Genomic DNA, 25,448 nt, shown 5'->3' with positions numbered 1-25,448 from the left:
GTAAAACAGTTGCTGTTCATCGCCCGCAAAGCCGTGACCCATCCGGCTGCAGTCGTCGAATCGTCAAATATTATCCGAGCAGATACTGCAATAGTCCACCCTCAAAAATAGAACGGTGGATCGTCAAGGTGCGGTCCACTGCAGCGGAGGAGGAACCGTTCTGTTATCCCGCGTTGATCAACCACTCATGTTCGGCGGCGTTGTGGAATTTCCAGGTCCGTTTAGGACCGGCCATGACGTTCAGATAGTAGAGGTCATACCCGTGGCAGGCGGCACAGGGGTGATAGCCCTTTGGAACCAGTGTAACGTCGCCATCTTCCACTGCCATGGACTCGTCCAGTGAACGGTCGTCCGTATAGACGCGTTGGAAGCCGAAACCCTGCGGCGGGTTGAGGCGGTGATAATAGGTCTCCTCAAGCTGCGATTCATGCGGGAGATTGTCCTGGTCGTGCTTGTGGGGTGGATACGAGGAGGTGTGTCCGCCGGGTGTGATCACCTCGACAACCAGCAGCGACTGGGCAGGCTGATCTTCCGGCAGAATGTTTGTTACGTAGCGCGTATTCGTCCCGGTGCCGCGTGTTTCCTTGCTGAGGTCGGCGGGTGAGATGACGCGGGCAGGTAAGTCCCCAACATTGTCGGGCGCCGAACAGACGGCCAGTTCAAGGTCGGTTTCCGCCGTGACGCTCCACGTGGACCCGCCCGGTACGTAGACAGCGGCCGGAAAGCCATCGAAGGGTGACATGCGCTCGCCAAGGACGCCGAAATCCTCCCTATTTGCAGAGGCCGATCCCTTGCCGCTCACATAGACCAGACAGACCTCCCGGTCGCCCGTTTCCTCGCCGACTGTTTCACCCGGCCGCAGGCGGTGCAGGTCAAAGCCGACATAGTCCCAGCCGGCGTTCTGCGGGGTTACATTGGTGACACGGCCGTGGCCGTCCTTCGGTTTTACCAGCAATGACGACATGTAAATTCCTTTTCCTCGCCTAGGCGTCCAGCCCGGTGGCTTTGGCCATTCTTTTCAGGGCCTTCAGGCCCATTTTCTGGTAGTAAAACGGATCCCGCACGGCTGAATCCTGCTCGGCCTCGATCACCAGCCATCCATTATAGCCGTGTTCCGCGGCCACTTTGAGGACCGGCTCGAATGCGACTGAGCCTTCCGGATCGCCCGGTACTGTGAAGACACCGCGCCGGACAGCTTCAAGGAAGCTCAGGTCTTCGTCTTCGACCTGTTTCATGATGGCGCCGCGGACATTCTTTGCGTGGAAATGGCGGACGCGGCCGAAGTGTTTTTGTGCCACTTCAAGCGGGTCGACGCCGGCAAAACAGGCATGGCCTGTGTCAAACAGAAGCTTTGTTGCAGGGCCCGTCTCGCGCATCAGCCGGTCGATTTCTTCCATGTTCTGAATAACCGTGCCCATGTGATGGTGATAGACGAGATCGACTCCCTGGTCTGCGCAATACTGCGCCAATGCCTCGAGCATCGAGGTAAAGCGTTCCCATTCCGCCTCATCCATGACCGGACGCTGCGACACGGGCGTGCCGTCAGCACCGTGAATGGCGTTCGAGGTTTCGCAGACGATGCACACCTGACAATCATGCGCCTTGAGCAGATCGAGGCGTTTCTGCAGCGCCGCCTTTTCGGCATCGATGTCATTGACCAGAATGTTCAGCGAATGCCAGCCGGAGATAAACTTTAGACCATGCGGCTCCAAAGCCGCCCGCAGTGCTTCCGGGTCGTCGGGCATTCTGTGGCCTTTTTCAATGCCGTCGAAGCCGATCCTTCCGGCATCGGAAAGACATTGTTCGAGGCTGATATGGGCGCCGATTGTGCGGTCGTCATCATTGGTCCAGGCAATCGGGTTGGTTCCGTATCTGATCATGCTTCTTATCTCTTTAAACGGCATTCAATTCTGCTGTTTGCGCGCGGTCTCATATTCGGATCGCGCTGCGCGCACTTCCTGGCGGGTGCTGACTTGGGGCACCGCGACATCCCACCAGTGACCGCCGGCCTCGGTCGAAATGAGCGGGTCGGTATCGATGACGATCACGGTGGTCCGTTCATTGCCCTGAGCCTCTGCGAGGGCGCTTTCCAGATCGGCCAGTGACGTGACTTTCTGGGCGATCGCGCCCAGGCTTTCGGCATGCGCCCGGAATTCGATATCGGGCAGAACGTCGTGTTTCGCGTCCTTCAACAGATTGTTGAAGTTGGCGCCGCCGGTGCCCATCTGCAGGCGGTTGATGCAGCCGAATCCGCGATTGTCGAGTACAACGATTGTGATCTTCTGACCGAGCATCACCGAGGTTGCGATTTCGGAATTCAGCATCAGATAGGAGCCGTCTCCGACCATGACCACGACGTCATCATCGGGTTTTGCCAGTTTGACGCCAAGGCCGCCGGCTATCTCGTAACCCATGCAGGAAAAGCCATATTCCATATGGTAGGAACCGGGCCGGTCTGCCTGCCACAGCTTGTGCAATTCGCCCGGAAGCCCGCCCGCCGCACAAACGATTGTGGTGTTTTCTGTGGCTGAACGCTGCACGGCACCAATCACCTGCGCATCGGATGGAAGATCAGCATTTGACGGTGCGGTAACCGCCTGCGCGTCTTTCATCCATGCGGCCTTTGCAGCGGCGAAGGAAGCGGTGTAGCCTTCACCTGTCTTCCAGCCGCCGAGATTTTCCGAAAGGCACTCAAGTCCGACCGCCGCGTCGCAGACCAAAGGAACTGCATCGTGTTTGCCGGCATCGAACGGCTGGACATTGAGGCCGACGATCCGCATGTCCGGATTCTTGAACAGGGCCCATGATCCGGTGGTGAAATCCTGCAGGCGCGTGCCGACGGCAAAAACCACATCGGCGTCTTCGGCAATGACATTTGCCGCTGAGGTTCCGGTCACGCCGATGGAACCGAGGCAAAGCGTATGGTCGTCGGGCAGGACCGATTTTCCGGCCTGGGTCATGACGACCGGCACTTTGTGCTTTTCGGCGAAGTCTCGAAGCGTTTCGCAGGCCTCGGAGTAAAGCACACCGCCGCCGGCGACGATAACCGGTTTTTCAGCCTGGCCGAGGATTTCGGCGGCCTGTTCCAGTTCGCGCCGGTCGGGGTGTGCCCGCCTTGGGAGCCAGATTTTTTCTTCAAAGAAGCTGAGCGGATAATCAAATGCCTCGGCCTGAACGTCCTGGCACAGGCTCAGCGTGACCGGGCCGCAATCGGCGGGATCGGTCAGCACCTGCATTGCCCGTTTCAGGGCCGGAATGATTTGTTCGGGCCGTGTGATGCGGTCGAAATAGCGCGATACCGGCCGCAGGCAGTCATTTGCCGAGACTGTTCCGTCGCCAAAATCCTCGACCTGCTGCAGAACCGGATCGGGAGCGCGATTGGCAAAGACGTCTCCCGGCAGAAGCAGCACCGGCAGGCGATTGACGTGTGCTACACCTGCCGCGGTCACCATGTTGAGTGCGCCGGGACCGATGGAGGTTGTGCACGCCATCATGCGCCGGCGGTTGCTCGCCTTTGCATAGGCAATGGCCGCATGTGCCATGCCCTGTTCATTGTGGGCGCGGTAGGTCGGCAGATCGTCGCGGTGCTGGTAGAGCGCTTCGCCGAGGCCGGCGACGTTTCCATGGCCGAAAATCGCCCAGACACCGCCAAACACAGGCACAATCTCGTTGTCCAATTCGGTTTTCTGACTGGCCAGATATCTTGCGACGGCCTGCGCCATGGTCAGTCTGACGGTCGCGCTCATGGTGTTTCTCCGAATATCGCGTTCAGCTTGATTTTGTATCGCGGCATTTGAGCCAAAGTGTGCAAAGCCTGTCAAAGCGGCCGGCCATATCTTCAATCGCCTCTTCGTCGCTCATTTCGCCGGCGAGCCATGCACGCGCCGCATCGGCGAAGATCGTGCGGCCCACCGCGAACCCTTTTACGGAATCAACGTTCGCACAGGCCCGGAATGTTTTTTCCAGTTCGGCAACCGGTGCATCAAGCCCGAGAACCACGATGCCGCGGCACCAAGGGTCGTGCCGCTTGATGGCCGCTTCGGTGTTGGCCCAGGCTTTCGGGGAACCCTGCGGTTCGAGTTTCCACCAGTCGGGCTTGATGCCGAGTTTGTAAATCTCGTCCAGAGCGCGTGCAATTGTTCCGTCGTCGAGCTTGCCGTTTTTTCCCGCGATGATTTCGATCAGCAACTCGCGGCCGACCTTGCGCGCCGCCTGATAAAGTGCAAGCAGCTTGTCCTGCTGCTGCTGCTTCAGATCGGCGTCGTCATCGGGATGGTAGAAACACAGCGCCTTGATGCAGTGATCGAGCGGCCATTCCTGCAGTTGCGATCCGATATCCTGACTGAATTCGAAACGCAGCGGCCTTGACCCGGGAAGTTCCACCGGTCTGCCCAGCCAGGAGAAATCGTGTTTGGCGGCGTCGAAGAGGGCGTCCCTTCCAAAACGCTCGTCAAGCAGCATGCCATAACCTTCGCGCCCGTCGGCAACCTTGGCAGCGGCCGCCACGGCCAGCCGTTTGAACTCTGATATGCGGTCCTGGGAGACGTTCAGGGTGTCAGTCATGTCCGTTAATTGCGAGCGATGATCAATTGCCAGCGCCATCAGAAGCGGTATGTCCTTGCTGCGGGTTGTCGCCCAGTGAATGTGATTGATGTTCTCGTCCTTGCGCAATGCGCGGTGAGGCGAACCTTCGGAAAGGAATGTGTTGAGTTCTTTCCAGGTGGGGATTTCGGGTGAACACAAAAGACGCGAAACGGCAAAGGCTCCGCAGGCATTCGCCCATGTCGCACTGGTGCTGTGGTCCTCGCCGCGAAGCCACCCGCGCAGGAAGCCGGACATGAAGCTGTCGCCGGCTCCCAGTACATTATAGACCTCTATAGGAAAGCCCTTGCCGACGATGCCGCCTTCGAGATCGTCCGGAATGTCGCCATCATAGACGATGCATCCCATCGGGCCGCGTTTGAGAACGATCGTCGCTTCGGAACAGCTCCGGATCGTTTTCAGTGCGTCATGAAGCGTGTTTTCACCCGATGCGATCAGGACTTCTTCTTCCGTTCCGACGATCAGGTCGCATTCGGGCAGGACCAGCTTGAGCTTTTCGGAAACCGCACTTGAGGCAATATAGCGCTCTTCACCGGCGGCGTGGCCGGCAAGGCCCCACAGATTGGGCCGATAGTCGATGTCGAGAATGACCTTAGCGCCATTTTCCCGTGCTAGCCGCATTGCCTTCTTCTGTGCGGCAGCCGGACCCGGCTTGGAAAAATGCGTGCCCGACACCAGTACAGACCGCGACGAGACAATGAAATCGGGGTCGATGTCATCTTCGCAAAGCGCCATGTCGGCACAGTTTTCGCGGTAGAAAATCAGCGGGAAAGTCGCATCATTTTGAACCGAAAGGAGAACCAGCGCCGTCAACCTTTCAGGATCCGTTACGATGCCTTTGTCATCGACACCCTCGCGGACCATCTGTTCGCGTATGAAGTGTCCCATCTGTTCATCGCCGACGCGGGTTATGAGAGCCGATCTGAGGCCGAGACGAGCGGTGCCGATGGCTATGTTGGACGGGCAACCGCCCACGGATTTTGCGAAAGAGGCCACATCCTCAAGCCGCGATCCGATTTGTTGTCCGTAAAGGTCGACCGAAGATCGCCCGATTGTGATCACGTCCAAAGGCCGCGATCCGCCATCATTTGAAGCTTGTGCAGCCATCTTTGCGTCTCCGAAGGGAATGGATTCCGTGTGCACTCAAACCCGGTGCGCTTCTCAATGAAACATTAATTCCAAAATTATGTCAATTCAGAATAAAAATTCTGTTTGCGATTTTGAGCTAATATTCCAGCCCCAAACGCTGCCGGGCATCGGCGATGGCAACCGGAAGTGTCATGCACAGAGCCATGCTGGCCGAAAGCGACCGGAAACCGGCATAATCCGCTTCAGCGATCTCAAGCCACTCGGTTGAGCATGCGGCGAGGGGGGAAAAAGCCGAATCCGTGATTGCCACGACCGGTACGCCGGCGTCGGCCATGGTCTGGGCCTGATTGATGCTGTCGGCGGCGTATGGGGAAAAACTGATGGCCAGCGCCGCATCTCCCTTGCGGGCCATGCCTGAGATTTCCGGGTCGATGCCATTGGGCGAGGCGATCAGCCGATTTCTGATCCGCAATTTTCCGAAGGCATAGGCCATGTGCGCAATCAGTGGATACGAACGGCGCTTTGCCACAAGATAAATCGTGTCGGCACGGGCGAGTATGTTTACGGCCCGGGATAGGGTTCCGGGGTCGATCGAAGCCGAGAAATCCTGCAGGGAACGCTGGGCTGCGGACAGGAAGCCGTCCAGGAGTGCCGCTTCTTCGGCCTGATCCTCGCCAATGGTCTTGAGGGCCTTTAGCCGGTCCTCATAACTCGTGGTGCGGTCGCGCAGACGTTCCTGGAAGACTTTCTGAAGGTCGGAGAAGCCTTCATAACCAAGCTGGTGGGCAAACCGGACCAGCGTCGACGGCTGGACATCCGCAGCATTTGCGATGCTTGCAGCGGTGCCAAACGCTATTTCATCGGGATGGTCCAGTGCATATTTGGCGACTTGTGCCAGGCGTCTTGGCAGAGCGCCGCGCCGCTCGATTATCAGGCTGCGAAGGGATTCAAAATCCCTGGGTGCGAGTGTCGATCCGTCAGTCACCAATATGCCGCCTCCATGAAACGTTCTTGACCCAATGTGGCACAAATGAAATAAATATTCCACAATGGAAATGATCATTTCGCGCAGAATAGATCATCAACCCCACTCGATTTTCTGGAGAATTCAATGGAATCGGTAGGCGTGGGCCTGATTGGTACAGGTTATATGGGCAAGTGTCATGCATTGGCGTGGAACTGCGTTAATCCGGTCTTCGGCGACTGCCCGCAGGTCAAGCTCGTGCACTTGGCGGATATTACCGAGGCGCAGGCGAGGGACAAGGCACGGGAACTCGGGTTTGCCGACAGCACGGCCGATTGGCGCGCGGTTATCGAAAACCCGCAAGTGGATGTCGTGTCCGTTACCACACCGAACAGTTTTCATCCGGAAATGGCGATTGCGGCCTTAAAGGCCGGCAAACATGTCTGGTGCGAAAAGCCGATGGCGCCGGATATCAAGGACGCCGAACGCATGCGTGACGCTGCACGCGGCAGCGGGCGGGTTGCCATTCTTGGATACAACTACATACAGAATCCGATCATACGGCATATGGGTTCGCTGCTCGACGGCGGCGAAATCGGCGAGGTCTTTCACATTCGCCTGGAGATGGACGAGGACTTCATGGCCGATCCCGATGCCCTTTTCTATTGGAAGAGCGAGGCATCTGCCGGATATGGCGCAATCGATGATTTTGCCGTTCATCCGCTGTCGCTTGTCCACAAGCTCCTTGGTCCGGTTTCCTCGGTTATGGCGGACATGGCCATGCCTTATCCGGACAGGCCGCTTGCCGACGGTGGCCGGCGCAAAGTCGAGACCTATGATATTGCCAGCGCGCTCATCCGGCTGGAAAACGGCGCTTCGGGAACCTTGTGCGTCAGCCGCACCGCATGGGGACGCAAGGGTAGGGTGGCGATCCAGATATTCGGATCAAGAGGCTCGATCATTTTCGATCAGGAGCGGATGAACGAGCTCCGCCTATACCGAAACGACGGTCCTTCAGCCAACCAGGGCTTTGCCACCATATTGGCTTCACCGGACCATTCACCCTATGAACGGTTCCTGCCTGCACCCGGCCACGGGCTGGGTTTCAACGACATGAAAACCATCGAATGCAGGCAATTGCTGGCGGCGATGCAAGACGAAAACGCGCACGTAATCGATTTTGAGGAAGGGCTGATCATCGAGCGGACGGTTCATGCCATGGCGCAGTCATATCATGCGCGCGGTTGGGTCGACGTATAGTCTGGTTATGCCCCTCCGGTAGATCTTGCGATTGGGTGCGCAATATCATGTGTTCACCGGTTTCGGCTTTGAAGAAGTCTGCATGTGGTGTCGAGGAAGGGGTGTCCCGTGTCCTGCGGTCGCTTGAAAAATGTGTGCGGTTGCAATTATTGCAGGCCGAATATTCGGCCCTTTTTATTATAACAAGATGAAATTCAGGTAGAGTTTACGTCAATATCGCGACTTGTGCTCTGATAACAGGCAAATTTTTGCAACCGGTTGCAAAATTGAATGACATTGCTTACAGTGCACGAATAGAAGTTATTTTTGCGATGGCATCTCAGCTCCGTGCACGCAGCCGCCAAACACTGTTTTGGCGTCCGATGTGCGAGCCGGAGATGATCGCACAGTAGGGAGGAACCAGGATATCCAACATAAGCGCGGGTTGGACAATGGTGTTCATTGAGGCGCTTTTTGCTTGACCGTATAGTGAATTAATGGAATAAATATTCCGCCAAATGGATTTTTCGGTGATTATATTCCGTGATCCGGATTGTGAGATCGAATCCCATTGGCAGAAGTTTCGCGCCGTTTGATCAAAATCGGCGTCCGGAGAAAGTTGGTGCGACCGGACACCTTGGTGGAGGATTACAAAATGAAGAAGCTATTGCGCGGCCTGGCCGCGAGTGTTTTTGCCGTGGGTACGCTATTCGGGGCTGTGAGCGCGGCTCAGGCCGACGGCGAACGCATCGTGCTGATCAGCCATGCGCCGGATTCGGATTCCTGGTGGAATACGATCAAGAACGGCCTTGCCCTTGCCGGTGAGCAGGTCGGTGCCGATGTTGAATACCGCAACCCGCCAACAGGCGATATCGCCGATATGGCACGCATTATCGAGCAGGCTGCCGCTTCCAATCCGGACGGCATCATCACCACGCTTGCTGATCCGGACGTGCTGAGCGGCCCGATCCAGAACGCTGTCGCCAAGGGAATTCCCGTAATCATCATCAACTCGGGCACACCTGAACAGGCCGCCGAAGTCGGTGCACTCATGTATATCGGGCAGCCCGAATACGATGCCGGTCTGGCAGCCGGTCAACGCGCGAAGCGTGACGGTATTGGCACGTTCCTGTGTGTGAACCATGTGGTATCCAATCCTGTGGTCGGTGAGCGTTGCCGCGGTTTTGCCGATGGACTCGGCGTGGAGCTCGGTGATTCCATGATCGATTCCGGTCAGGACCCAGCGGAAATCAAAAACCGGGTGAAGGCTTATCTTGCGTCCAATCCGAACACAGATGCTGTCCTGACGCTTGGACCGACTTCGGCTGATCCGACGATCGAAGCGCTGAAAGAAAACGGCATGGCCGGAAACATCTATTTCGGCACGTTTGATCTGGGCACCGAAATCGTCAAGGGCATCAAGGACGGTACCATCCAATGGGGCATCGACCAGCAGCCCTTCCTGCAGGCCTATCTGCCGGTGATCGTGATTGCCAACTACAAGCGCTATGGTGTTTTGCCAGGCAACAATATCAACTCCGGGCCGGGCTTCATAACCAAAGACGCTCTTGCCAAGGTTGAAGAGCACGCAGGCGAATATCGCTAATCCAAGATTTGTGTGGCCGCGGTGTTGCCGCGGCCGCCGATGTAACGGGGCGCGCAGAGAATTCTGCGCCACAATACCCGACCGAGTGGCCGGTGGAGCGCCACCGTTGTCCGATCCATCTTATAGAATTGACCCACCCGGCTGACCGGGTGCGGAGTGGAGGCTGAAATGTCCGAAGCCGATACGAAAGCGGCGTCGCCGCAGGAGGAGGCGCCAGACGAGCGCATCCGGGAAGTATCGTCCCTACGCAAGGCGCTGGTGCGCCCAGAGCTTGGCTCGATTTGCGGCGTCATCCTGGTATTTGTCTTTTTCTTTCTGATCGCCCGCGATTCGGGAATGTTCTCGCCGGAAGGCATTCAGAACTGGAGCGTCGTTTCAGCGCAATTCGCGATCATTGCGGTGGGTGCCTGTCTCCTGATGATCGCCGGCGAATTCGATCTTTCGGTCGGTTCGATGATAGGGTTTTCGGGCATCGTAATCGCATTGATCTCGGTGACCCTCGGTTATCCAATGTGGATTGCGATCATCGCCGCTTTCGCCATTTCCATAGGAATAGGCTGGTTGAACGGTTTTCTTGTCATTCGGACAGGATTGCCGTCCTTTATCGTGACGCTTGCGTTCCTCTATATTCTGCGTGGCCTCACGATCTTCCTGGCTATCAGCACGACCAATAAAACGATTATCGGCGGAGTGCGTGACGCTGCTGAAGGCGACTGGCTGGCAGCCTTGTTCGGTGGGAAAATCCTCACCGGCTTCTTCAACTGGCTGGCCAGTCAGGGTTTGATTGATACATTCGTTGCGGGTAACCGTGCCGGAGAGCCTGTGGTTGACGGTGTTCCGATGCTTGTAGTCTGGGCGCTTGGCCTCATTGTATTTGGACATATCCTTTTGACCCGAACCCGGTTTGGCAACTGGATATTTGCAGCTGGCGGCGACGCCCAGGCTGCCCGTTACACCGGTGTTCCGGTGAACCGCGTGAAGATCCTGATGTTCATGTTTACCGCATTCTGCGCGACGGTGTTTGCAACCTGTCAGGTGATCGAATTCGGATCTGCGGCGGCCGACCGCGGTGTTTTGAAGGAATTCGAAGCGATCATCTCGGTGGTTATCGGCGGGGCACTGCTGACCGGCGGTTACGGTTCGGTAATCGGCGCCGCGCTCGGGGCACTGATCTTCGGTGTCGTTCAACAGGGCCTGTTCTTTGCAGGCGTGGAAAGTTCGCTGTTCCGCGTGTTCCTGGGTGTCATCCTGCTGCTCGCGGTGATCCTGAACACCTATATCCGCCGCAGCATTACAGGGGAGCGCTGATATGAGCACGCCACTGATTGAATTGAAAAATATCGAGAAGCATTTCGGATCGGTGATCGCGCTGAACGGCGTTTCCGTCAGCGTCAACGAAGGCGAATGCCACTGCCTTCTCGGCGATAACGGCGCCGGCAAGTCCACCTTCATCAAGACGATGGCCGGTGTGCATCAGCCGACCCATGGCGAGATCTTCATGGACGGTAAGCATGTCGTATTCAACACCGCTCGTGACGCCATCGAAGCCGGCATTGCAACAGTCTATCAGGACCTTGCGATGATCCCGCTTATGTCGGTGACGCGGAACTTCTGGATGGGGCGTGAACCGCGTAAGCGGGTCGGCCCCATGAAGTTCATCGATTTCGATCTGGCCAATAAGGTTACGATGGAGGAGATGGCGCGCATGGGGATTCACCTGCGCGAGCCGAACCAGGCGGTGGGGACGCTGTCTGGTGGCGAACGGCAGACCGTAGCAATCGCCCGTTCGGTTTATTTCGGTGCGAAGGTTCTGATCCTCGATGAGCCAACCTCGGCACTCGGCGTGCGCCAGACGTCCAATGTGCTGGCGACCATCGACAAGGTGCGCAAGAAAGGCATCGGCGTTGTCTTCATCTCGCACAATGTGCGTCATGCGATGGCCGTCGGCGACAGGTTTACGGTCCTGAACCGCGGCCAGACACTTGGCACCGCAAAGCGGGGCGAGATTGAAGCCGAAGAACTCCAGGACCTGATGGCCGGCGGCAAGGAACTTGCCCAACTTGAAGGTTCGCTTGGAGGAACGGTTTAGCAAAATTCCGGCCGGGCAATCAGCCCGGCCGGACAGAATATTTGTGTTGAGCCGTGTGGCCGGCAACTGCTAACGGTTCAGCTCAATTATTCATCAAAGGCAGGACATATCATGAGTGTTTGTTTCGCGTTGCTCGGAGCAGGGCGCATAGGCAAGGTGCATGCAAAGGCCATTACCGGAAACAACGATGCAAAACTTGTGGCGGTAATGGATGCGTTTGAACAGGCGGCGAGTGAGCTCGCGGCGGCCTATGACTGCGAAGTGCGCACGCTCGATGAGATCGAGGCAGCAAGCGATGTTGACGCAGTCGTCATCTGTACGCCGACCGACACGCATGCGGACCTGATCGAACGGTTCGCACGCGCCGGAAAGGCAATCTTCTGTGAAAAGCCCGTTGATCTGAGCATCGACCGGGTTCGCGAATGCCTGGATACAGTGCGTGAAACGGGCGCAAAACTGATGGTCGGCTTCAACCGCCGCTTCGATCCGTCCTTCCAGGCCGTTCGGGCCGCCATCGATGAAGGCAGGATCGGCGATGTGGAACAGGTCGTGCTTACCTCGCGGGACCCCGGACCGCCGCCGGCGGAATATATCATCAAATCGGGCGGAATATTCCGGGACATGACGATCCATGATTTCGACATGGCCCGTTTTCTTCTCGGCGAAGAGATCATTTCAGTAACAGCAACGGCTTCCGTACTGGTGGATAAGGAAATTGGCGAACTCGGCGACTTCGACACAGCCAGTATTCTCCTGGTTACAGCCAGCGGCAGGCAGTGCGTGATTACGAATTCGCGCCGCGCGACCTATGGCTACGACCAGCGGATCGAAATCCACGGCTCGAAAGGAATGCTGGCGGCTGAAAACCAGCGGCCGTTGATGATCGAAATCGCCAACGAGCAGGGCTACCAGAGACCGCCGCTGCACGACTTTTTCATGACCCGCTACGTTGAGGCCTACGCGGCAGAAATCACTTCGTTCATAGCCGCCCTGCGTGACGGCGCCGAGATTACCCCTACGGGCGAGGATGGGCTCAAGGCGCTCATTCTGGCCGATGCGGCGCTGAAATCGGCGACCGAAAAACGGATTGTCGAAATCGGTTAGAGCACCACACCGCCTCTGCCACTTGCAACCGGCATCGCTTTGGGTGTTTGATTTCACCCGCGCCTCAAGCGAAACCGGGAGGCTTTTATGATTGTTGGTGGCGGCAAATCCGTATACGGCGCGTCTATCGGCATATTGATGCTGGAGGCGCAGTTTCCGCGCATACCCGGAGATATGGGCAATGCGGCGACCTGGCCGTTTCCCGTCCATTACAAGGTTGTTAGAGGCGCGTCTCCGGAGCGCGTCGTCCTGCACAATGCCGAAGGGCTGCTTGATCCGTTTATCGACGCCGCTGAGGAGCTTGTTTCCGACGGTTGTGACGGATTGACCACCAATTGCGGTTTCCTTTCGCTCTTTCAGGATGAGCTTACGGAAGCCGTGGGCGTGCCGGTCGCCGCCTCGTCGCTGATGCAGGCGCCGATGATCGAGGCCATGTTGCCGCCGGACAGGCGTGTGGGCATCGTTACCATATCGGCCAGCTCGCTCAGCGATGCGCATCTGCAGGCAGCGGGCGTCGATCTTGATACCCCGATCGTCGGTACCGATGCGGGCGAGGAGTTCACCCGTGTGATTCTCGGCAACGAACCGGAGCTTGACGTTGACGCGGCGCGCAGAGACCTCGTCAACGCCAGCAGCGAACTGATATCAAGCCACGAGGACGTCGGTGCCATTTTGCTCGAGTGCACCAATATGATGCCCTATGCGGCGGACATAGCGCGTGCGACGGTGCGCCCGGTCTTCACGATGGAGAGTTTTGTCACCTGGTTTCAAGGAGCGCTCGTTCCCAGGCGCTACCGGCTGGACTAGTCCTGTCCGCTAGGCCGCGATTGCGCGGCCGTCTGCGTCGAAACTGAACATGCTTGCCGGGTCCGGCGTTGCAAACAGTTTGTCATCGGCGTCGAATTCGTGCTGTCCGAAGAGGCGCACGGTAAGCAGGCCGGCTTTTTCAGTATCCATATACAGGATCGTATCGGCGCCCAGATGTTCGGCATGCAGGACCTTTCCGGCCCATTCACCCTCATTGCGATCGACCGATATGTGCTCAGGCCTGATGCCGACGGTCGCGGCGCCATTTTTTTCAAGCTTTCCGGCATCTATGAAATTCATCTGCGGCGAGCCAATGAAACCGGCGACAAACAGATTGGCGGGATTGTTGTAAAGCTCCATGGGCGAGCCGATCTGCTCGACAACCCCGCCGTTGAGAACGACGATCTTGTCGGCCAGCGTCATGGCCTCGACCTGATCGTGCGTGACATAGATCATCGTCGCCTTGAGATCGTGGTGCAGGCGGGCGATTTCGAGACGTGTGTTGACGCGAAGGGCCGCATCGAGGTTGGAGAGAGGCTCGTCAAACAGGAAGAGTTCCGGGTCGCGCACAACGGCGCGGCCGATCGCCACGCGCTGGCGCTGGCCGCCGGAGAGTTCAGCCGGAAAGCGGTCCAGATATTCCTCCAGCGACAACATTTTCGAAGCCGCATCGACACGGGCTGCAACCTGGTCTGCGGGCTGACCGGCCTGTTTGATGCCGAGCGCCATGTTGTTGCGCACCGTCAGGTGCGGATAGAGCGCATAGGTCTGGAATACCATGGCGATACCGCGTTTTGACGGCGGCAGATGACCGACCGGCTTGCCGTCGATGCTCACGGTTCCGCTTGTCGCGTCCTCGAGGCCGGCGATCACACGCAGCAATGTGGATTTGCCGCAACCGGATGGGCCGACAAAAATGACGAACTCGCCATCCTTTACTTCAAGGTCGATGCCTTTCAGGACCTCGACGGAACCGAAGGACTTGCGGATATTTTCAAGAACGAGCGAGCCCAAAACCTAGACCCTTTCCTGTTGTTGCTGCCCAAGACGGGCACAAATTTGTTAGCGGCCTGTATCAGACGAGCCTGACAGGCTGTCCCGTGCGAACGCTTTCATCCGCCGCCAGGCAGACATTCAGCGACTGAATGGCATCTTCCATGTGGCGCGACAGATCCAGATCCTCGCGCATAGCCTTCAGGAAAAAGGCCTGTTCCAGATCGCACAGCTTCTGGTGATCCGGTTCGCCCTCCATCGAGACAAGTTCATCGGCGTGAACGAAGTCGCCGTCTTCACCTGTTTCGGACCGGTGAATCTTGATTCTCTGCGTTTTTGTGTGTGTGTCGATGTCGTCGGATTTCGCATGCTCGTCCATGACGATCGATACGCTGCCATTCGGTGACATCACATCCTTCACAAAGAAGGCCGTTTCCGAAATCATCGGCCCCCAGCCGGCCTCGTACCAGCCGATGGATCCATCATCGAACAGCACCTGAAGGTGACCGTAATTGTACATCCCGCTGTCGATTTCATCGGACAGGCGGGCTCCCATGCCGCGCACCTCGACAGGTTTGGAATCGACGATCTGGCACATCACGTCGACATAGTGCACGCCGCAATCGACGATGGGCGATGTGGATTGCATCAGCTGTTTATGGGTCCGCCACGTCGCGCCGCTCGACTGCTGGTTCAGGTTCATCCGGAAGACGTAAGGGCCGCCAAGATCACGTGCAGCCTTGATGAGGTGCACCCAGGAGGGGTGATGGCGCAATATGTAGCCGACAACCAGTTTGCGGCCGTTGGCCTTTGCACAGTCCACCACCTTGCGTGCGTCCTCCACAGTCGTTGCCAGCGGTTTTTCGACAAACACATGGCAGCCTCTCTCCAGCGCCTTAATGGCAAAGCCCGCATGGCTGTCGGAGTAGGTGTTGATGGAGACGGCGTCGGGCGCAAGTTCGTCGAGGGCGCCTTCGAAGGATGGATGGATCCGGTAGCCGGCAAGGTCGTCAGGCAGTGGAACAGCCGAGCGGTTGACGAGGCCAGCGATCTCAAATCCCGCATTGTGATGATAGGCGAGGGCGTGGCTGCGGCCCATATTGCCGAGCCCGGCAACCATGATGCGCACGCGATGGTCGGTCATTTGACTGCTCCTGCTGTAATGCCGCGAATGAGCTGACGCGAGAAGATCACATAAAGAACGAGGACCGGCAGTATCGCCAACGACAGGGCCGAAAGAACCGCGTTCCAATTGGTAACGAACTGGCCGATGAAGACCTGCGCGCCGAGGGTGATGGTCTTGGTTTCTTCGGCCGGCGCGAGGATCAGCGGAAACCACAAATCGTTCCAGATGGGGATCATCGTGAACACGGCGACGGTTGCCATCGCCGGACGAACAAGCGGCAGGACGAGGCGAATGAAGATCCTGTATTCCGACAGGCCGTCGATGCGGCCGGCGTCCTTCAGGTCGGCGGAAAGCTGACGCATGAATTCCGACAGAATGAAGATCGCCAGCGGCAGGCCCTGCGCGGTGTAAACGAGGATCAGCGCGGTGAGGGTGTTGACCAGCCCGCTTGCCACCATCAGCTTGAGGATTGCCACGGTGCCGAGACGGATCGGAATCATGATGCCGAGGGCGAGATAGAGCCCCATCAGCATATTGCCGCGGAAACGGTATTCCGACAGTGCGAAGGCGGCCATGGCACCAAACAGTAACACGAGAGTCAGCGATATGACGGTGACGATCAGGCTGTTTTGAAAATAGAGGATGAAATCACCCTGTGCGAGAACGGTCTCATAGCCGATGAGGCTGAACGAACTGTCGTCCGGCAAGGACAGAGGTGATCGGAAGATCGCCTTGCGGGACTTGAACGAGTTGATGATGATGACCACCACCGGAAACAGGGCGATGACGGTGTAGCCTGCCAGTATGGCGTGGGCTGCGAAGGACCGGGTGATTGAGGATGTCGCTTTTGCCATGACCGGCCTCAAAACTGGTAGCGGCGGAGCCGCGTCTGGATGCCGAAGAGGTAGAGCGAAACCCCGGCAAGAATGATCAGGAACATGACCGAAGCGATGGTCGAGCCCATATTCGGATCGCCGATCTGCAGCTGGAAACCGAAGAAGGTGCGATAGAGGAATGTTCCCAGAATATCGGTTGCGTAGTCAGGGCCCGCCAAAGCGCCTTGTGTCGTGTATATCAGGTCGAAAGCGTTGAAATTGCCGACAAAAGTCAAAATCGAGATGATGCCGATCGAAGGCAGGATAAGCGGAAGCTTGATCTTCCAGAACTGATTCATGCCGGTAATGCCGTCACATTCGGCCGCCTCGAGCACCTCGTCGGGAATGGATAGCAGCGCCGCATAGATCAGCATCATCGGAATGCCGATGAACTGCCATACCGAAATCAGGCTGAGCGTTGTCAGAGCATACTCGGTCTTGCCAAGCCAGGGTGCAAACAGGCTCTTGAGGCCGACGGCGCTCATGATGTCGGGCGCGATGCCCCAGAGTGGGCTGAGGATGAGTTTCCAGGCGAAACCGACAATGACGAATGAAAGGATCGTCGGCACGAAAATCGCCGTGCGGTAAAAGACCGAGAAGCGGAGCTTGGGGCTTGAAAGCAGCGCGGCAAACAGAATGCCGAGCGGGTTCTGCACCACCATGTGAACGATGAAGAACCAGGTGTTGTTGCCGAGGGCGTTCCAAAAGGACTCAGACCAGCGCGGATCGCCGAGCAGGACGCGGAAATTGTCGAAGCCGACAAAGATCTGCTGCTGATCCACTTCGCGAAACAGCGACAGCTGAAGTGTGCCGAAGAGCGGCAGGATCATGATCGCCGTATAGATGAGCACGGCAGGCGCGAGAAAGACCGCGATGTGCCAGCGCACCGGTTTTTTCTTCTGGTCTGATGTGCTCATGATTGTCCCCGGACGCCCCTTGCAAACCGGGCCGGCGATCCTGCCGGCCCGGTTCATTTGCGCTTACTTGTGCATTTCGTTCCAGCTGGAAAGGCCGTCCTGCAGGCGCTTGGCCGCATCTTCAGGCGTCTCCGTGCCGCGGATGACGTTGGCCGAAGCGTTCCAGGTCTCGTTTTCCAGGTTCGGCGTACCGCGCGACAGGATCTGATAGGTCGAGCGGATTGTCGAGTTGCACTTTTCACGCCAGGACACGAACTCCTGCGCCAGCGGGTCGTCCAGCTTTACCGGTTCGTTGGAAAGCGGGAAGAAGCCGGGCAGGGCGTTGGCGTAGAGTGCGGCGAATTCCGGCGAAGCGACCCAGTTCAGGAAAGCCTTTGCGGCATCCGGATTTGGCGTCTTTGGGTTCATGCCGATAGCGATATCCGTATGGTCGGAAATGTAGCAATCGTCGCCGTCATTTGGTACCGGAGGAGAAAAGGCGCCCATCTTGAAATCAGCCAGATTGTTGAAGCCGGAAATCTCCCATGAACCTGCCGGATAGACGGCTGCCCGTCCAAGCGTGAACATGTTCTGGCTGTCGGGATAGGTCTGTGCCTCAAAGCCGTCGCCCAGATAGTCCTTCCACTTCGCAAGTGTCTGATAGGGCTTGACCCAGACGTCGTCGGTCAGCTTCTGCTCGCCCTTGATAAGCGCGTTTCTGCCTTCCTCACCCTTCCAGTAGTTGGGGCCGATGTTCTGGTAACCCATCGTTGCGGCTTCCCACTGGTCATTGGTGCCCATGGCCATCGGGATGTAGTTGCCGTCTTCCTTGATCTTGTCGAGAGCGGCAAACAGTTCCGCTTCTGTCTTCGGCACGGAAAGGCCGAGTTCGTCGAAGGCGTCCTTGTTGTAGATGAATCCGTGAATCACGGAGGCCATCGGAACGCAGAACGGCGTTGATCCGTCGTCGGTGATCCAGGCCGATTTGGCAACGCTGCCAAAGTTCTTCATGCCTTCAAGATCGGTCAACGGTGCGAGATGCCCTGAGTCGTAAAGTGCCAGGGACGCGTCGAAGGGTCGGCAGGTGATAAGATCACCAGCGGAGCCGGCTTCCAGCTTGGAGTTGAGAACGGCGTTGTACTCTGCCGGCGCGGAGGGTGTGAATTTGACCTTGATGCCCGGATGTTTCGCCTCGAATGCCGGTATCAGCTTCGACTGCCATATTTCCAGGTCGTCGTTGCGCCAGCTCTCGATCGTCAATTCGGCGTCCTGGGCATTTGCAATGCCCGCACTGCCTAGTAGCGTTGACGCCAATAGCAGTCCTGTCAGTGATTTGCTCGTCATTGTTTTCTCCCAGATAGTGCGCCGTTCAGGCGCGTTGCTGTTCAGAGCCGAAACCCTGATTAAGTGCGGCCATTGCTGACCGTACATTCCCGTTGTTGGATTCAAGCAGCCTTTGCGCGGCGTCAGGATCGGCGGCGCCGGAGGCGAGCAGGATGGCAGCCTTGACCGACCCGCCCGCCTGGTCAAGGCATGCCAGCGCCGTGTCCTCGCTGCATTTTGCGAGTACGGCGATTATGTTTGCTGCGCGCGACCGCAGCTTTGCATTGTCAACAATCAGATTGACCATGTGGCCATCGACAACATGGCCAAGGTCAATGGCCATGAGGGTCGATATGAGGTTGAGCGCGATCTTTTGTGCCGTCCCGGCTCCCATGCGCGTCGAACCGGCGATCAGTTCCGCGGGTGTCGGCAGGAATATGGCCGTATCTGCAGCTACGAGCAGAGGCGAGCCACTGTTGTTGGCTATTGCGACAGTCGCAGCTCCGATCTCAACGGCCTTCTGTAGAGCGGCCACTGCGTAGGGGGTGGATCCACTTGCCGAAACCGCTATCAGACAATCGCTGTCGGTCAGCCTGCATTCCATGATGTCGTCGATGGCCAGCCCGGCATCGTCTTCCGGGCCGCCCCGAAAAGTGTCGAGCCATGGCGGCCCGCCGGCAAAGAGCACCCTGATCTGATCGCGATCGATCCCGAAGGTTCCCGGAAGCTCGAGGGCGTCCGACAATGCCATCAGTCCGGAACTGCCGGCTGCCGCATATATGAGCCGTCCGCCCGCGCGAATGGTTGCGGCTGCTGTTTTGGACGCTTTGATAATGGCATCGGATGCAGAGTGGACGCATGCCGCCGCATCCGTCTGACCTTCCATGAGGGCAGACAGTATCCTGGCCGGTTCTTCCAGATCCAGGCCGAGCGCGTGTTCGTGCATGCTTTCCGTTGTGGTTTTTTGCATCCGTACCTCCCACGCCAATAATGCCAAAAAAATACCAATTGTCCAGCGAGTGAGGAAAAAAATTAACGAATTCTGAAAGCGTCAATTGTTTTTCGCCAAAATTACAATGATTTACAGTGTTGATGAATTTTTTTCCAGATACCCCTTGGTTAATGGTATTTTATTGGTATTATATGGGCAGGGAGATTTCGATGACCGAGTTTTTCATCGGTATTGATGGCGGCGGAACGAGCTGTCGGGCTGCTTTAGCCAGTGCGGACGGCACCGTCCTTGGCCGGGGCGGGAGCGGTGCGGCCAACATTTTGACCGACCTTGATGGTGGCGTGCGCCATATTGTCGAGGCGGCGCGTGCTGCGTGCGTCGATGCGGGCGTCGGTAACGATGCGCTTTCGTCCTGCAATGTTCTGCTCGGTTTAGCCGGCGCCAATGTGGAGGCGACTGTCGGCGCGGTCATGGGCCGGCTTCCGTTCAGGCGCTGTGCCGTAGAGAGCGATGCCCTGATCGCCGTCCATGGTGCTTTGGGCGATCAAGACGGGGCCGTCGCCATTCTTGGAACCGGATCGGTGTTTGCCACGAAGACCGGCGGTGTGGTTCGAACGATCGGCGGCTGGGGCTTTGTCGTCGGCGACCAGGGCAGCGGGGCGGTCCTCGGACGGTCGTTGATGCAGGAGGCGCTGCTTGCCTATGACGGGGTTCGACCTGGCACGGCGGCTACCGATCTTGTCCTGCGCGATTTCGACAATGACCCGCAAAAACTTGTGGCATTTGCCCATGGTTCGCTGCCCGGGGCCTTCGCCCGCTATGCACCGGCAGTCTTCCGGCTCGCGGGCGAGGGGGATGCGGTTGCGATCCGGCTCGTAGAATCTGCAGCACGGCAAATCGATGAATCCCTCGATACCGTGTTGCAGGGGCCGAACCCGAAGCTGTGCCTGTTGGGCGGTCTTGGCGCCCTTTATGAGACGTGGCTGAAGCCAGAACACCGGGAATGCGTGGTGCCGCCTGAAGGTGATGCGCTTGAGGGTGCGTCACGTTTGGCGCTGATGCGGTTCGCGGCGGGTGGTGACGCCAATGAGTAATCGCTTCCAGACCATATTTGCAGGCGAGAACGTGCTGGCTGAGGGCAGCGGGCCCCTCTATCTCAAGCTTCGGAACCGGGTGGAGCAGGCAATCAGCGACGGTTTGCTGAATGATGGCGATGCACTGCCATCCGAGCGCGACATCGCCGACCTTGCGGACGTTTCACGCGTTACCGTTCGAAAAGCGGTTCAGGATCTCGTCAAGGACGGCATTCTGACCCAACGCCACGGGTCCGGCACATTCGTTTCCAAACCCGTTGCCCGGGTTGAGCAGCCATTGTCGCGGCTGACATCGTTTACTGAAGATATGTCTCGCCGTGGCTGGAATGCCCGGTCCGAATGGCTCACACGCGGCGTGTTCGTGCCATCTCCGGAAGAAATGGTGACCCTCGGGCTTGCCCCCGGCGATGAGGTGGTTCGCATCGACCGATTGCGCATTGCCGACGAAATGCCGCTGGCGATAGAACGGGCGTCGATCTCGACACAGATGCTGCCCAGCGCCGATGAGGTCGAAACATCGCTCTATGCCGCACTGGACGTTTACGGTTTTCGGCCGGTTCGTGCCCTGCAACGTATTTCAGCGACCAATCTGCGGGCTGAGGATGCGCAGCTGCTCGGTCTTGAGCCGGGCGATGCCGGCCTGCGGATCGAACGGATTTCCTATCTTGAATCGGGCCGGGTGGTAGAATTCACCCGCTCGCTTTATCGCGGCGATGCCTATGATTTTGTCGCCGAACTGACCATTGGAAAGAACTGAATCTTTTGAGGACGTGCCCGTGACGAATATGCGTGATGAAATCGAGGAGATACCGAAGGCTGCGGAGCGGTTATTGAAGGGATTGTCTCCGGCACTTGCCGATATTGGCAAGGCACTTCGCGCACATAATCCGGGTTTCGTGGTGACGGTGGCGCGCGGATCCTCCGATCATGCCGCAGCATTCCTGAAATATGCCATCGAACTCGAGGCCGGTTTGCCGGTTGCTTCTGTCGGGCCATCCATTGCCTCTATTTACGGCGCGCGGCTGACGGTCGAAAACGCATTGTGCCTTTCGATTTCGCAATCCGGGCGCAGTCCCGATATCGTCGCCATGCAAAAAGCCGCGGGTGAGGGCGGTGCGCTCACTCTCTCTTTAACCAACAGCGCCAATTCACCGCTGGCGGAGCAAAGCGATCTGGCAATTGATATCAGCGCCGGCGCGGAGCTTGGCGTTGCCGCGACCAAGACCTACGTCAATTCAGTTGTGGCAGGTTTGATGGTTCTGGCGGCGTGGAAGGAAGACGAAGCGCTGAAAAAGGCGCTTGACCGTTTGCCCGAACAGCTGGAAAAAGCCGTTGCAATCGACTGGTCGGGGCTCGGACCTGATGTGGAACAGGGCGGATCACTTTACATACTCGGACGGGGACCGACCCTTGCGATTGCCCACGAAACCGCGCTGAAGTTCAAGGAGACCTGCAACCTCCACGCGGAGGCCTACAGCGCCGCGGAGGTGCTGCATGGCCCCGTGTCCCTTGTCGGCAGCGGCTTTCCTGTGCTTGGACTTGCCGCGCGCGACAAAGCGGAAGCCTCCATCGTCGAAACCGCGGATAAGCTTGCCGGCGACGGCGCTGCGGTTCACATCACATCCGCCAAGGCTCAAAAGGCGCATTCTCTTTCCTTTGTGGATACGGGCCATCCTTTGACGGATGCCCTTGCGCTTGTTGTTCCGTTCTATGGTTTTGTGGAAGAGCTGGCCCGCAAGCGCGGGCTTGATCCCGACAAGCCGGAAAAACTGAAAAAGGTGACCGAAACCCTATGACTGGCGAGGCGGCAACAAGCGCTCCGAGAATCTTTGACGGATCGGACTGGCACAGCGGCAGCGCGGTCATTCATCGCGATGGCGCTGTGATTGGCCTGGCGCCGGCATCCGATCTGCCGGATGATCTGCCGGTTACCAGCCTCGATCATGGCATGCTCGTGCCGGGATTTGTCGACCTGCAGGTCAATGGCGGCGGCGGCGTTCTGCTGAATGAAATGCCGAGCGTGGAAGCTATCGAGACAATCTGTGCGGCGCACAGCCGGTTCGGCACAACGGCCCTGCTGCCGACACTGATAACGGATACGCGGCAAAGAACCGAGCAGGCCATCGCGGCAGCGACCGAGGCGTTGAACCGGCGGGTGCCCGGATGCCTTGGCTTGCATCTTGAAGGACCGCATCTTTCACAGGCGCGGCGCGGTGCACACGACCCGGACCTCGTGCGCCCCGCGACGGATGAGGACATAGAGCGGCTCGTTGCTGCCGGAAATACGATCGACAATCTGCTTGTTACTGTTGCGTCAGAAGCCGTGTCTAACGATCAGATTGAAACCCTTTCGCACGCGGGCATCAAAATAAGCCTGGGGCACAGCGATGCCTCGTGCGAAACCGCGGTTGCGGCTATCCTGTCGGGTGCCTCACTGGTTACGCATCTGTTTAATGCAATGAGCCCGCTCGGCCACCGGGAGCCCGGTATGGTCGGCGCAGCATTGTCGCAGCCGGGTGTTTCAGCCGGTCTGATTGCCGACGGCATTCATGTGGATCCCGCATCCATGGGGATTGCCATTCGTGGAAAGAAGGGGCCGGGCAGGATTTTCCTGGTAACCGATGCCATGTCCACGATCGGCAGCGAGCAGACATCCTTCACGCTCAATGGCCGTACCGTCTATCGGTCCGAGGGCCGGCTGACGCTGGAGGACGGCACGCTGGCGGGTGCCGATATCGACATGATCGCGTCGGTTCGGGTCCTCGTGGAAAGCCTTGGACTGGAACTGGACGAGGCACTGCGCATGGCATCGCTTTATCCGGCCGAGGCCCTCGGCGTTGGTGCCGAATACGGTCGCCTCGGGGATGGCAGCCGTGCCGACTTTGTCCATCTGTCCGATGATCTATCGGTGGAACAGGTCTGGATCGGTGGCGGCAGCGTATTTCAGGCGGGGTGAGGGGGGGTGCTCTAGAACAGAAGCAAAGACTGCTTTTGTTCGACCTCTTCTTCCTTTTCTGACGGGGCTTGCGTATCGGGAATGCTTTTTGCCTCCGGCAGAAATCCGAACATTTCATCAATGTTGCAATAGGCGTCGGTTGCCTGATACGCGCCGACATTCAGTCCGGACGGAATTTCGAAACTCGTGCCGTCAGGAAGTTCGATCGTCATGGCAATCGAACTTGCGTAGGCGGCCGCGTCCGGACCAACCGTGAGATCAGTCTGCTCGGATTCCGGATGTGCAAATCCAGGTGGGCCTGCTTTTGAAGCCAGCCCGAGCGGAAAGCCCATTTTGCGGAAATTATCCGGGAAATTGCTGTCTTCGGAAATATCGCCGTCAAAGACGATGTCGTAGGCGCATTCATCCCATTGCCGGGTAAAATGTGCGTTGAGATCATCCGCCCCGCCGGGTTTGGATCCTGGTCTTGACGGTTCGGCAAGCCCGTCAGTCTTGCCGAACATCCCGGCGTTGTCAGGTCGGCCAAATCCAATGGCATTGTTGAAGTGGCGCAGATTCTTTAGCGCGCCTTTTGGGAAAATGCCTTTTCCCTTCCGGTAGTACCAGGAATTAAGGAAGACGTGGATTGCGCCTTCGTTCTGGTGGCTGCCTCCGAGCTTGAAGTGCGAGCATTTGGTGCGTTCGGGTTCAGGGGTATCAAGGCCGGGCTGGTTGTTGACCCAGCCATAATTGCCGTAGATGTAAAACCAGCCGGCACGCTGCAGTTCAAGCGAGAACGGACAGTAGCAATCGGCAAAAATATTATGCCTGATAACCCAGTTCCAGGCATAGTCCTCCGGTTCAATCGCGTTGTCGCGAATACGCGTGAAGATATTGTTTTCAATCAGAATATTGGCCGAGGCACGTCGACCGCCATTGAACTTCAGCTGGCTCGGATCGACGCCTGGTGCGAGCTGATCGAGGCGATTGAAGAAGTGGATGCCGTTGAAGGCGTCCGATATCCGGTTGTTGCGGATGACGACATTGCCCGCGACATCCCAGGCACGAAAGAAATCTCCGTCATAGGCCCGATAGTCGTTTTTCGGATCGACCCGTTCACCGCCGGAATTCTCCCTCGAGCCGTGGATCGCCGTCCAGGGAATGCTGTTCCACATATTGTTGTCGGCGCTGACATCCTGCTTCCAGTCGCAGTTGACAACCAGAAGATCACGCGTTGTCGATCCGTTGGCACCGATGGCAATTGTCCCTTCACGGATGGTCAGCCCGTCAAGGGTCATATGCTGACATTCCTCGAGATAGACGGCGGTTGGCCAGCAACGGCGGAAATTCAGGGCACAAAGGACAATGTGCCTGCAATGGATGAACGACAGCACGGCCTCGTCGGCGGTCTGGCCGATGCTCGGATAATAGCCGGCGGCCTGACGACGCATTGCGATGAGGTTTGCACGCCTGGTGTACTTCTTTAGCGAAAGCCCGCTGGTGAATACGGCGCCTTTTTCCGCTTCGATGGTGATCGGTTCGTCGGCTGTGCCGGCAATGCCTGTCAAGACAAGCGGTTTTTTATATATGCCTTCTTTCAGCACCAGCCGGTCACCGGCGCGTAATTTGCGGCAGCGTTTGGCGACGTTGGATGGATTTGCACTCAAAATCCCCATGCGTACAGCCTGTTTCCGATCAATTCCGATCCAAACCAGCACTGTTGCACCGCCGATTTGGTTTGACAAGCAATTCAC

Annotated in this window: 22 protein-coding genes; 10 read left to right on the top strand and 12 right to left on the bottom strand. The window is 57.8% G+C overall.

Annotation, left to right across the window (positions count from 1 at the left end):
* Nucleotides 1–163 precede the first annotated feature (163 nt).
* The 5 genes from iolB to ABVT35_RS15340 form a co-directional block, all read right to left on the bottom strand.
* Complete coding sequence (iolB, locus tag ABVT35_RS15360) at nucleotides 164–964, bottom strand: 5-deoxy-glucuronate isomerase (protein WP_368467464.1); 801 nt, start codon at nucleotides 962–964, stop codon at nucleotides 164–166.
* Between the two features lie 19 nt (nucleotides 965–983).
* The gene (iolE, locus tag ABVT35_RS15355) at nucleotides 984–1,880 is read right to left on the bottom strand and encodes a myo-inosose-2 dehydratase (protein ID WP_368467463.1); all 897 of its coding nucleotides are present in this window, start codon (nucleotides 1,878–1,880) and stop codon (nucleotides 984–986) included.
* A gap of 24 nt (nucleotides 1,881–1,904) precedes the next feature.
* Nucleotides 1,905–3,746, bottom strand: a complete 1,842-nt coding sequence (gene iolD, locus ABVT35_RS15350; RefSeq protein WP_368467462.1) for a 3D-(3,5/4)-trihydroxycyclohexane-1,2-dione acylhydrolase (decyclizing) — start codon at nucleotides 3,744–3,746, stop codon at nucleotides 1,905–1,907.
* 22 nt (nucleotides 3,747–3,768) lie between these two features.
* Nucleotides 3,769–5,709: a 5-dehydro-2-deoxygluconokinase gene (gene iolC, locus ABVT35_RS15345; protein WP_368467461.1), complete on the bottom strand. Its 1,941-nt coding sequence runs from the start codon at nucleotides 5,707–5,709 to the stop codon at nucleotides 3,769–3,771.
* A 118-nt stretch (nucleotides 5,710–5,827) separates the two neighbouring features.
* Nucleotides 5,828–6,676, bottom strand: coding sequence for a MurR/RpiR family transcriptional regulator (locus ABVT35_RS15340; RefSeq protein ID WP_368467460.1), 849 nt, complete (start codon nucleotides 6,674–6,676; stop codon nucleotides 5,828–5,830).
* Between the two features lie 126 nt (nucleotides 6,677–6,802).
* On the opposite strand from ABVT35_RS15340, the gene ABVT35_RS15335 reads away from it, so the two are divergent.
* The 6 genes from ABVT35_RS15335 to ABVT35_RS15310 all read left to right on the top strand — a co-directional run bounded on the left by ABVT35_RS15335 (nucleotide 6,803) and on the right by ABVT35_RS15310 (nucleotide 13,500).
* Nucleotides 6,803–7,915 (top strand): Gfo/Idh/MocA family protein, encoded by a 1,113-nt coding sequence (locus ABVT35_RS15335; protein WP_368467459.1) that lies wholly within the window; start codon nucleotides 6,803–6,805, stop codon nucleotides 7,913–7,915.
* 634 nt (nucleotides 7,916–8,549) lie between these two features.
* Nucleotides 8,550–9,500 (top strand): sugar ABC transporter substrate-binding protein, encoded by a 951-nt coding sequence (locus ABVT35_RS15330; RefSeq protein ID WP_368467458.1) that lies wholly within the window; start codon nucleotides 8,550–8,552, stop codon nucleotides 9,498–9,500.
* Nucleotides 9,501–9,668: 168 nt separating this feature from the next.
* Nucleotides 9,669–10,808, top strand: a complete 1,140-nt coding sequence (locus ABVT35_RS15325; RefSeq protein ID WP_368467457.1) for an ABC transporter permease — start codon at nucleotides 9,669–9,671, stop codon at nucleotides 10,806–10,808.
* 1 nt (nucleotide 10,809) lies between these two features.
* Nucleotides 10,810–11,589, top strand: a complete 780-nt coding sequence (locus ABVT35_RS15320) for an ATP-binding cassette domain-containing protein (protein WP_368467456.1) — start codon at nucleotides 10,810–10,812, stop codon at nucleotides 11,587–11,589.
* Between the two features lie 111 nt (nucleotides 11,590–11,700).
* Nucleotides 11,701–12,693 (top strand): inositol 2-dehydrogenase, encoded by a 993-nt coding sequence (gene iolG / locus ABVT35_RS15315; protein ID WP_368467455.1) that lies wholly within the window; start codon nucleotides 11,701–11,703, stop codon nucleotides 12,691–12,693.
* A gap of 87 nt (nucleotides 12,694–12,780) precedes the next feature.
* A complete protein-coding gene (locus ABVT35_RS15310) occupies nucleotides 12,781–13,500 on the top strand; it encodes an aspartate/glutamate racemase family protein (protein WP_368467454.1) in 720 nt (239 codons plus the stop codon).
* 9 nt (nucleotides 13,501–13,509) lie between these two features.
* Here the strand turns inward: ABVT35_RS15310 and ABVT35_RS15305 are convergent, their stop codons facing one another.
* The 6 genes from ABVT35_RS15305 to ABVT35_RS15280 all read right to left on the bottom strand — a co-directional run bounded on the left by ABVT35_RS15305 (nucleotide 13,510) and on the right by ABVT35_RS15280 (nucleotide 19,683).
* The gene (locus tag ABVT35_RS15305; protein ID WP_368467453.1) at nucleotides 13,510–14,514 is read right to left on the bottom strand and encodes an ABC transporter ATP-binding protein; all 1,005 of its coding nucleotides are present in this window, start codon (nucleotides 14,512–14,514) and stop codon (nucleotides 13,510–13,512) included.
* A gap of 61 nt (nucleotides 14,515–14,575) precedes the next feature.
* Complete coding sequence (locus tag ABVT35_RS15300) at nucleotides 14,576–15,637, bottom strand: Gfo/Idh/MocA family protein (protein ID WP_368467452.1); 1,062 nt, start codon at nucleotides 15,635–15,637, stop codon at nucleotides 14,576–14,578.
* A complete protein-coding gene (locus ABVT35_RS15295; RefSeq protein ID WP_368467451.1) occupies nucleotides 15,634–16,473 on the bottom strand; it encodes a carbohydrate ABC transporter permease in 840 nt (279 codons plus the stop codon). The genes ABVT35_RS15300 and ABVT35_RS15295 overlap by 4 nt, the downstream gene beginning before the upstream one ends.
* A gap of 8 nt (nucleotides 16,474–16,481) precedes the next feature.
* Nucleotides 16,482–17,411: a carbohydrate ABC transporter permease gene (locus ABVT35_RS15290; RefSeq protein ID WP_368467450.1), complete on the bottom strand. Its 930-nt coding sequence runs from the start codon at nucleotides 17,409–17,411 to the stop codon at nucleotides 16,482–16,484.
* 63 nt (nucleotides 17,412–17,474) lie between these two features.
* Nucleotides 17,475–18,734 carry an ABC transporter substrate-binding protein gene (locus ABVT35_RS15285; protein WP_368467449.1) on the bottom strand — a complete coding sequence of 420 codons (1,260 nt, stop codon included), beginning with the start codon at nucleotides 18,732–18,734 and terminating at the stop codon, nucleotides 17,475–17,477.
* Nucleotides 18,735–18,759: 25 nt separating this feature from the next.
* Nucleotides 18,760–19,683, bottom strand: a complete 924-nt coding sequence (locus tag ABVT35_RS15280) for an N-acetylmuramic acid 6-phosphate etherase (protein WP_368467448.1) — start codon at nucleotides 19,681–19,683, stop codon at nucleotides 18,760–18,762.
* Between the two features lie 191 nt (nucleotides 19,684–19,874).
* Between ABVT35_RS15280 and ABVT35_RS15275 the strand changes: the two genes are divergently transcribed.
* Genes ABVT35_RS15275 through nagA form a run of 4 tightly spaced genes read left to right on the top strand, consistent with a single transcriptional unit; the run spans nucleotide 19,875 to nucleotide 23,715 of the window.
* On the top strand, nucleotides 19,875–20,759 hold the full coding sequence (locus tag ABVT35_RS15275) for a BadF/BadG/BcrA/BcrD ATPase family protein (protein WP_368467447.1): 885 nt from the start codon (nucleotides 19,875–19,877) through the stop codon (nucleotides 20,757–20,759).
* Entirely contained in the window at nucleotides 20,752–21,516 is a 765-nt protein-coding gene (locus ABVT35_RS15270; protein ID WP_368467446.1) for a GntR family transcriptional regulator, read from the top strand. Before ABVT35_RS15275 ends, ABVT35_RS15270 begins: the two co-directional genes overlap by 8 nt.
* A gap of 28 nt (nucleotides 21,517–21,544) precedes the next feature.
* The gene (locus ABVT35_RS15265) at nucleotides 21,545–22,555 is read left to right on the top strand and encodes an SIS domain-containing protein (protein WP_368467892.1); all 1,011 of its coding nucleotides are present in this window, start codon (nucleotides 21,545–21,547) and stop codon (nucleotides 22,553–22,555) included.
* The gene (gene nagA, locus ABVT35_RS15260; protein ID WP_368467445.1) at nucleotides 22,552–23,715 is read left to right on the top strand and encodes an N-acetylglucosamine-6-phosphate deacetylase; all 1,164 of its coding nucleotides are present in this window, start codon (nucleotides 22,552–22,554) and stop codon (nucleotides 23,713–23,715) included. The genes ABVT35_RS15265 and nagA overlap by 4 nt, the downstream gene beginning before the upstream one ends.
* Before the next feature lie 11 nt (nucleotides 23,716–23,726).
* Here the strand turns inward: nagA and ABVT35_RS15255 are convergent, their stop codons facing one another.
* Nucleotides 23,727–25,370, bottom strand: a complete 1,644-nt coding sequence (locus ABVT35_RS15255; protein ID WP_368467444.1) for a right-handed parallel beta-helix repeat-containing protein — start codon at nucleotides 25,368–25,370, stop codon at nucleotides 23,727–23,729.
* Between the last annotated feature and the right edge of the window lie 78 nt (nucleotides 25,371–25,448).

Source organism: Hoeflea sp. TYP-13, assembly GCF_040932035.1.
Classification (GTDB): domain Bacteria; phylum Pseudomonadota; class Alphaproteobacteria; order Rhizobiales; family Rhizobiaceae; genus Hoeflea_A.
This window is presented reverse-complemented; position numbering and strand designations above follow the sequence as displayed.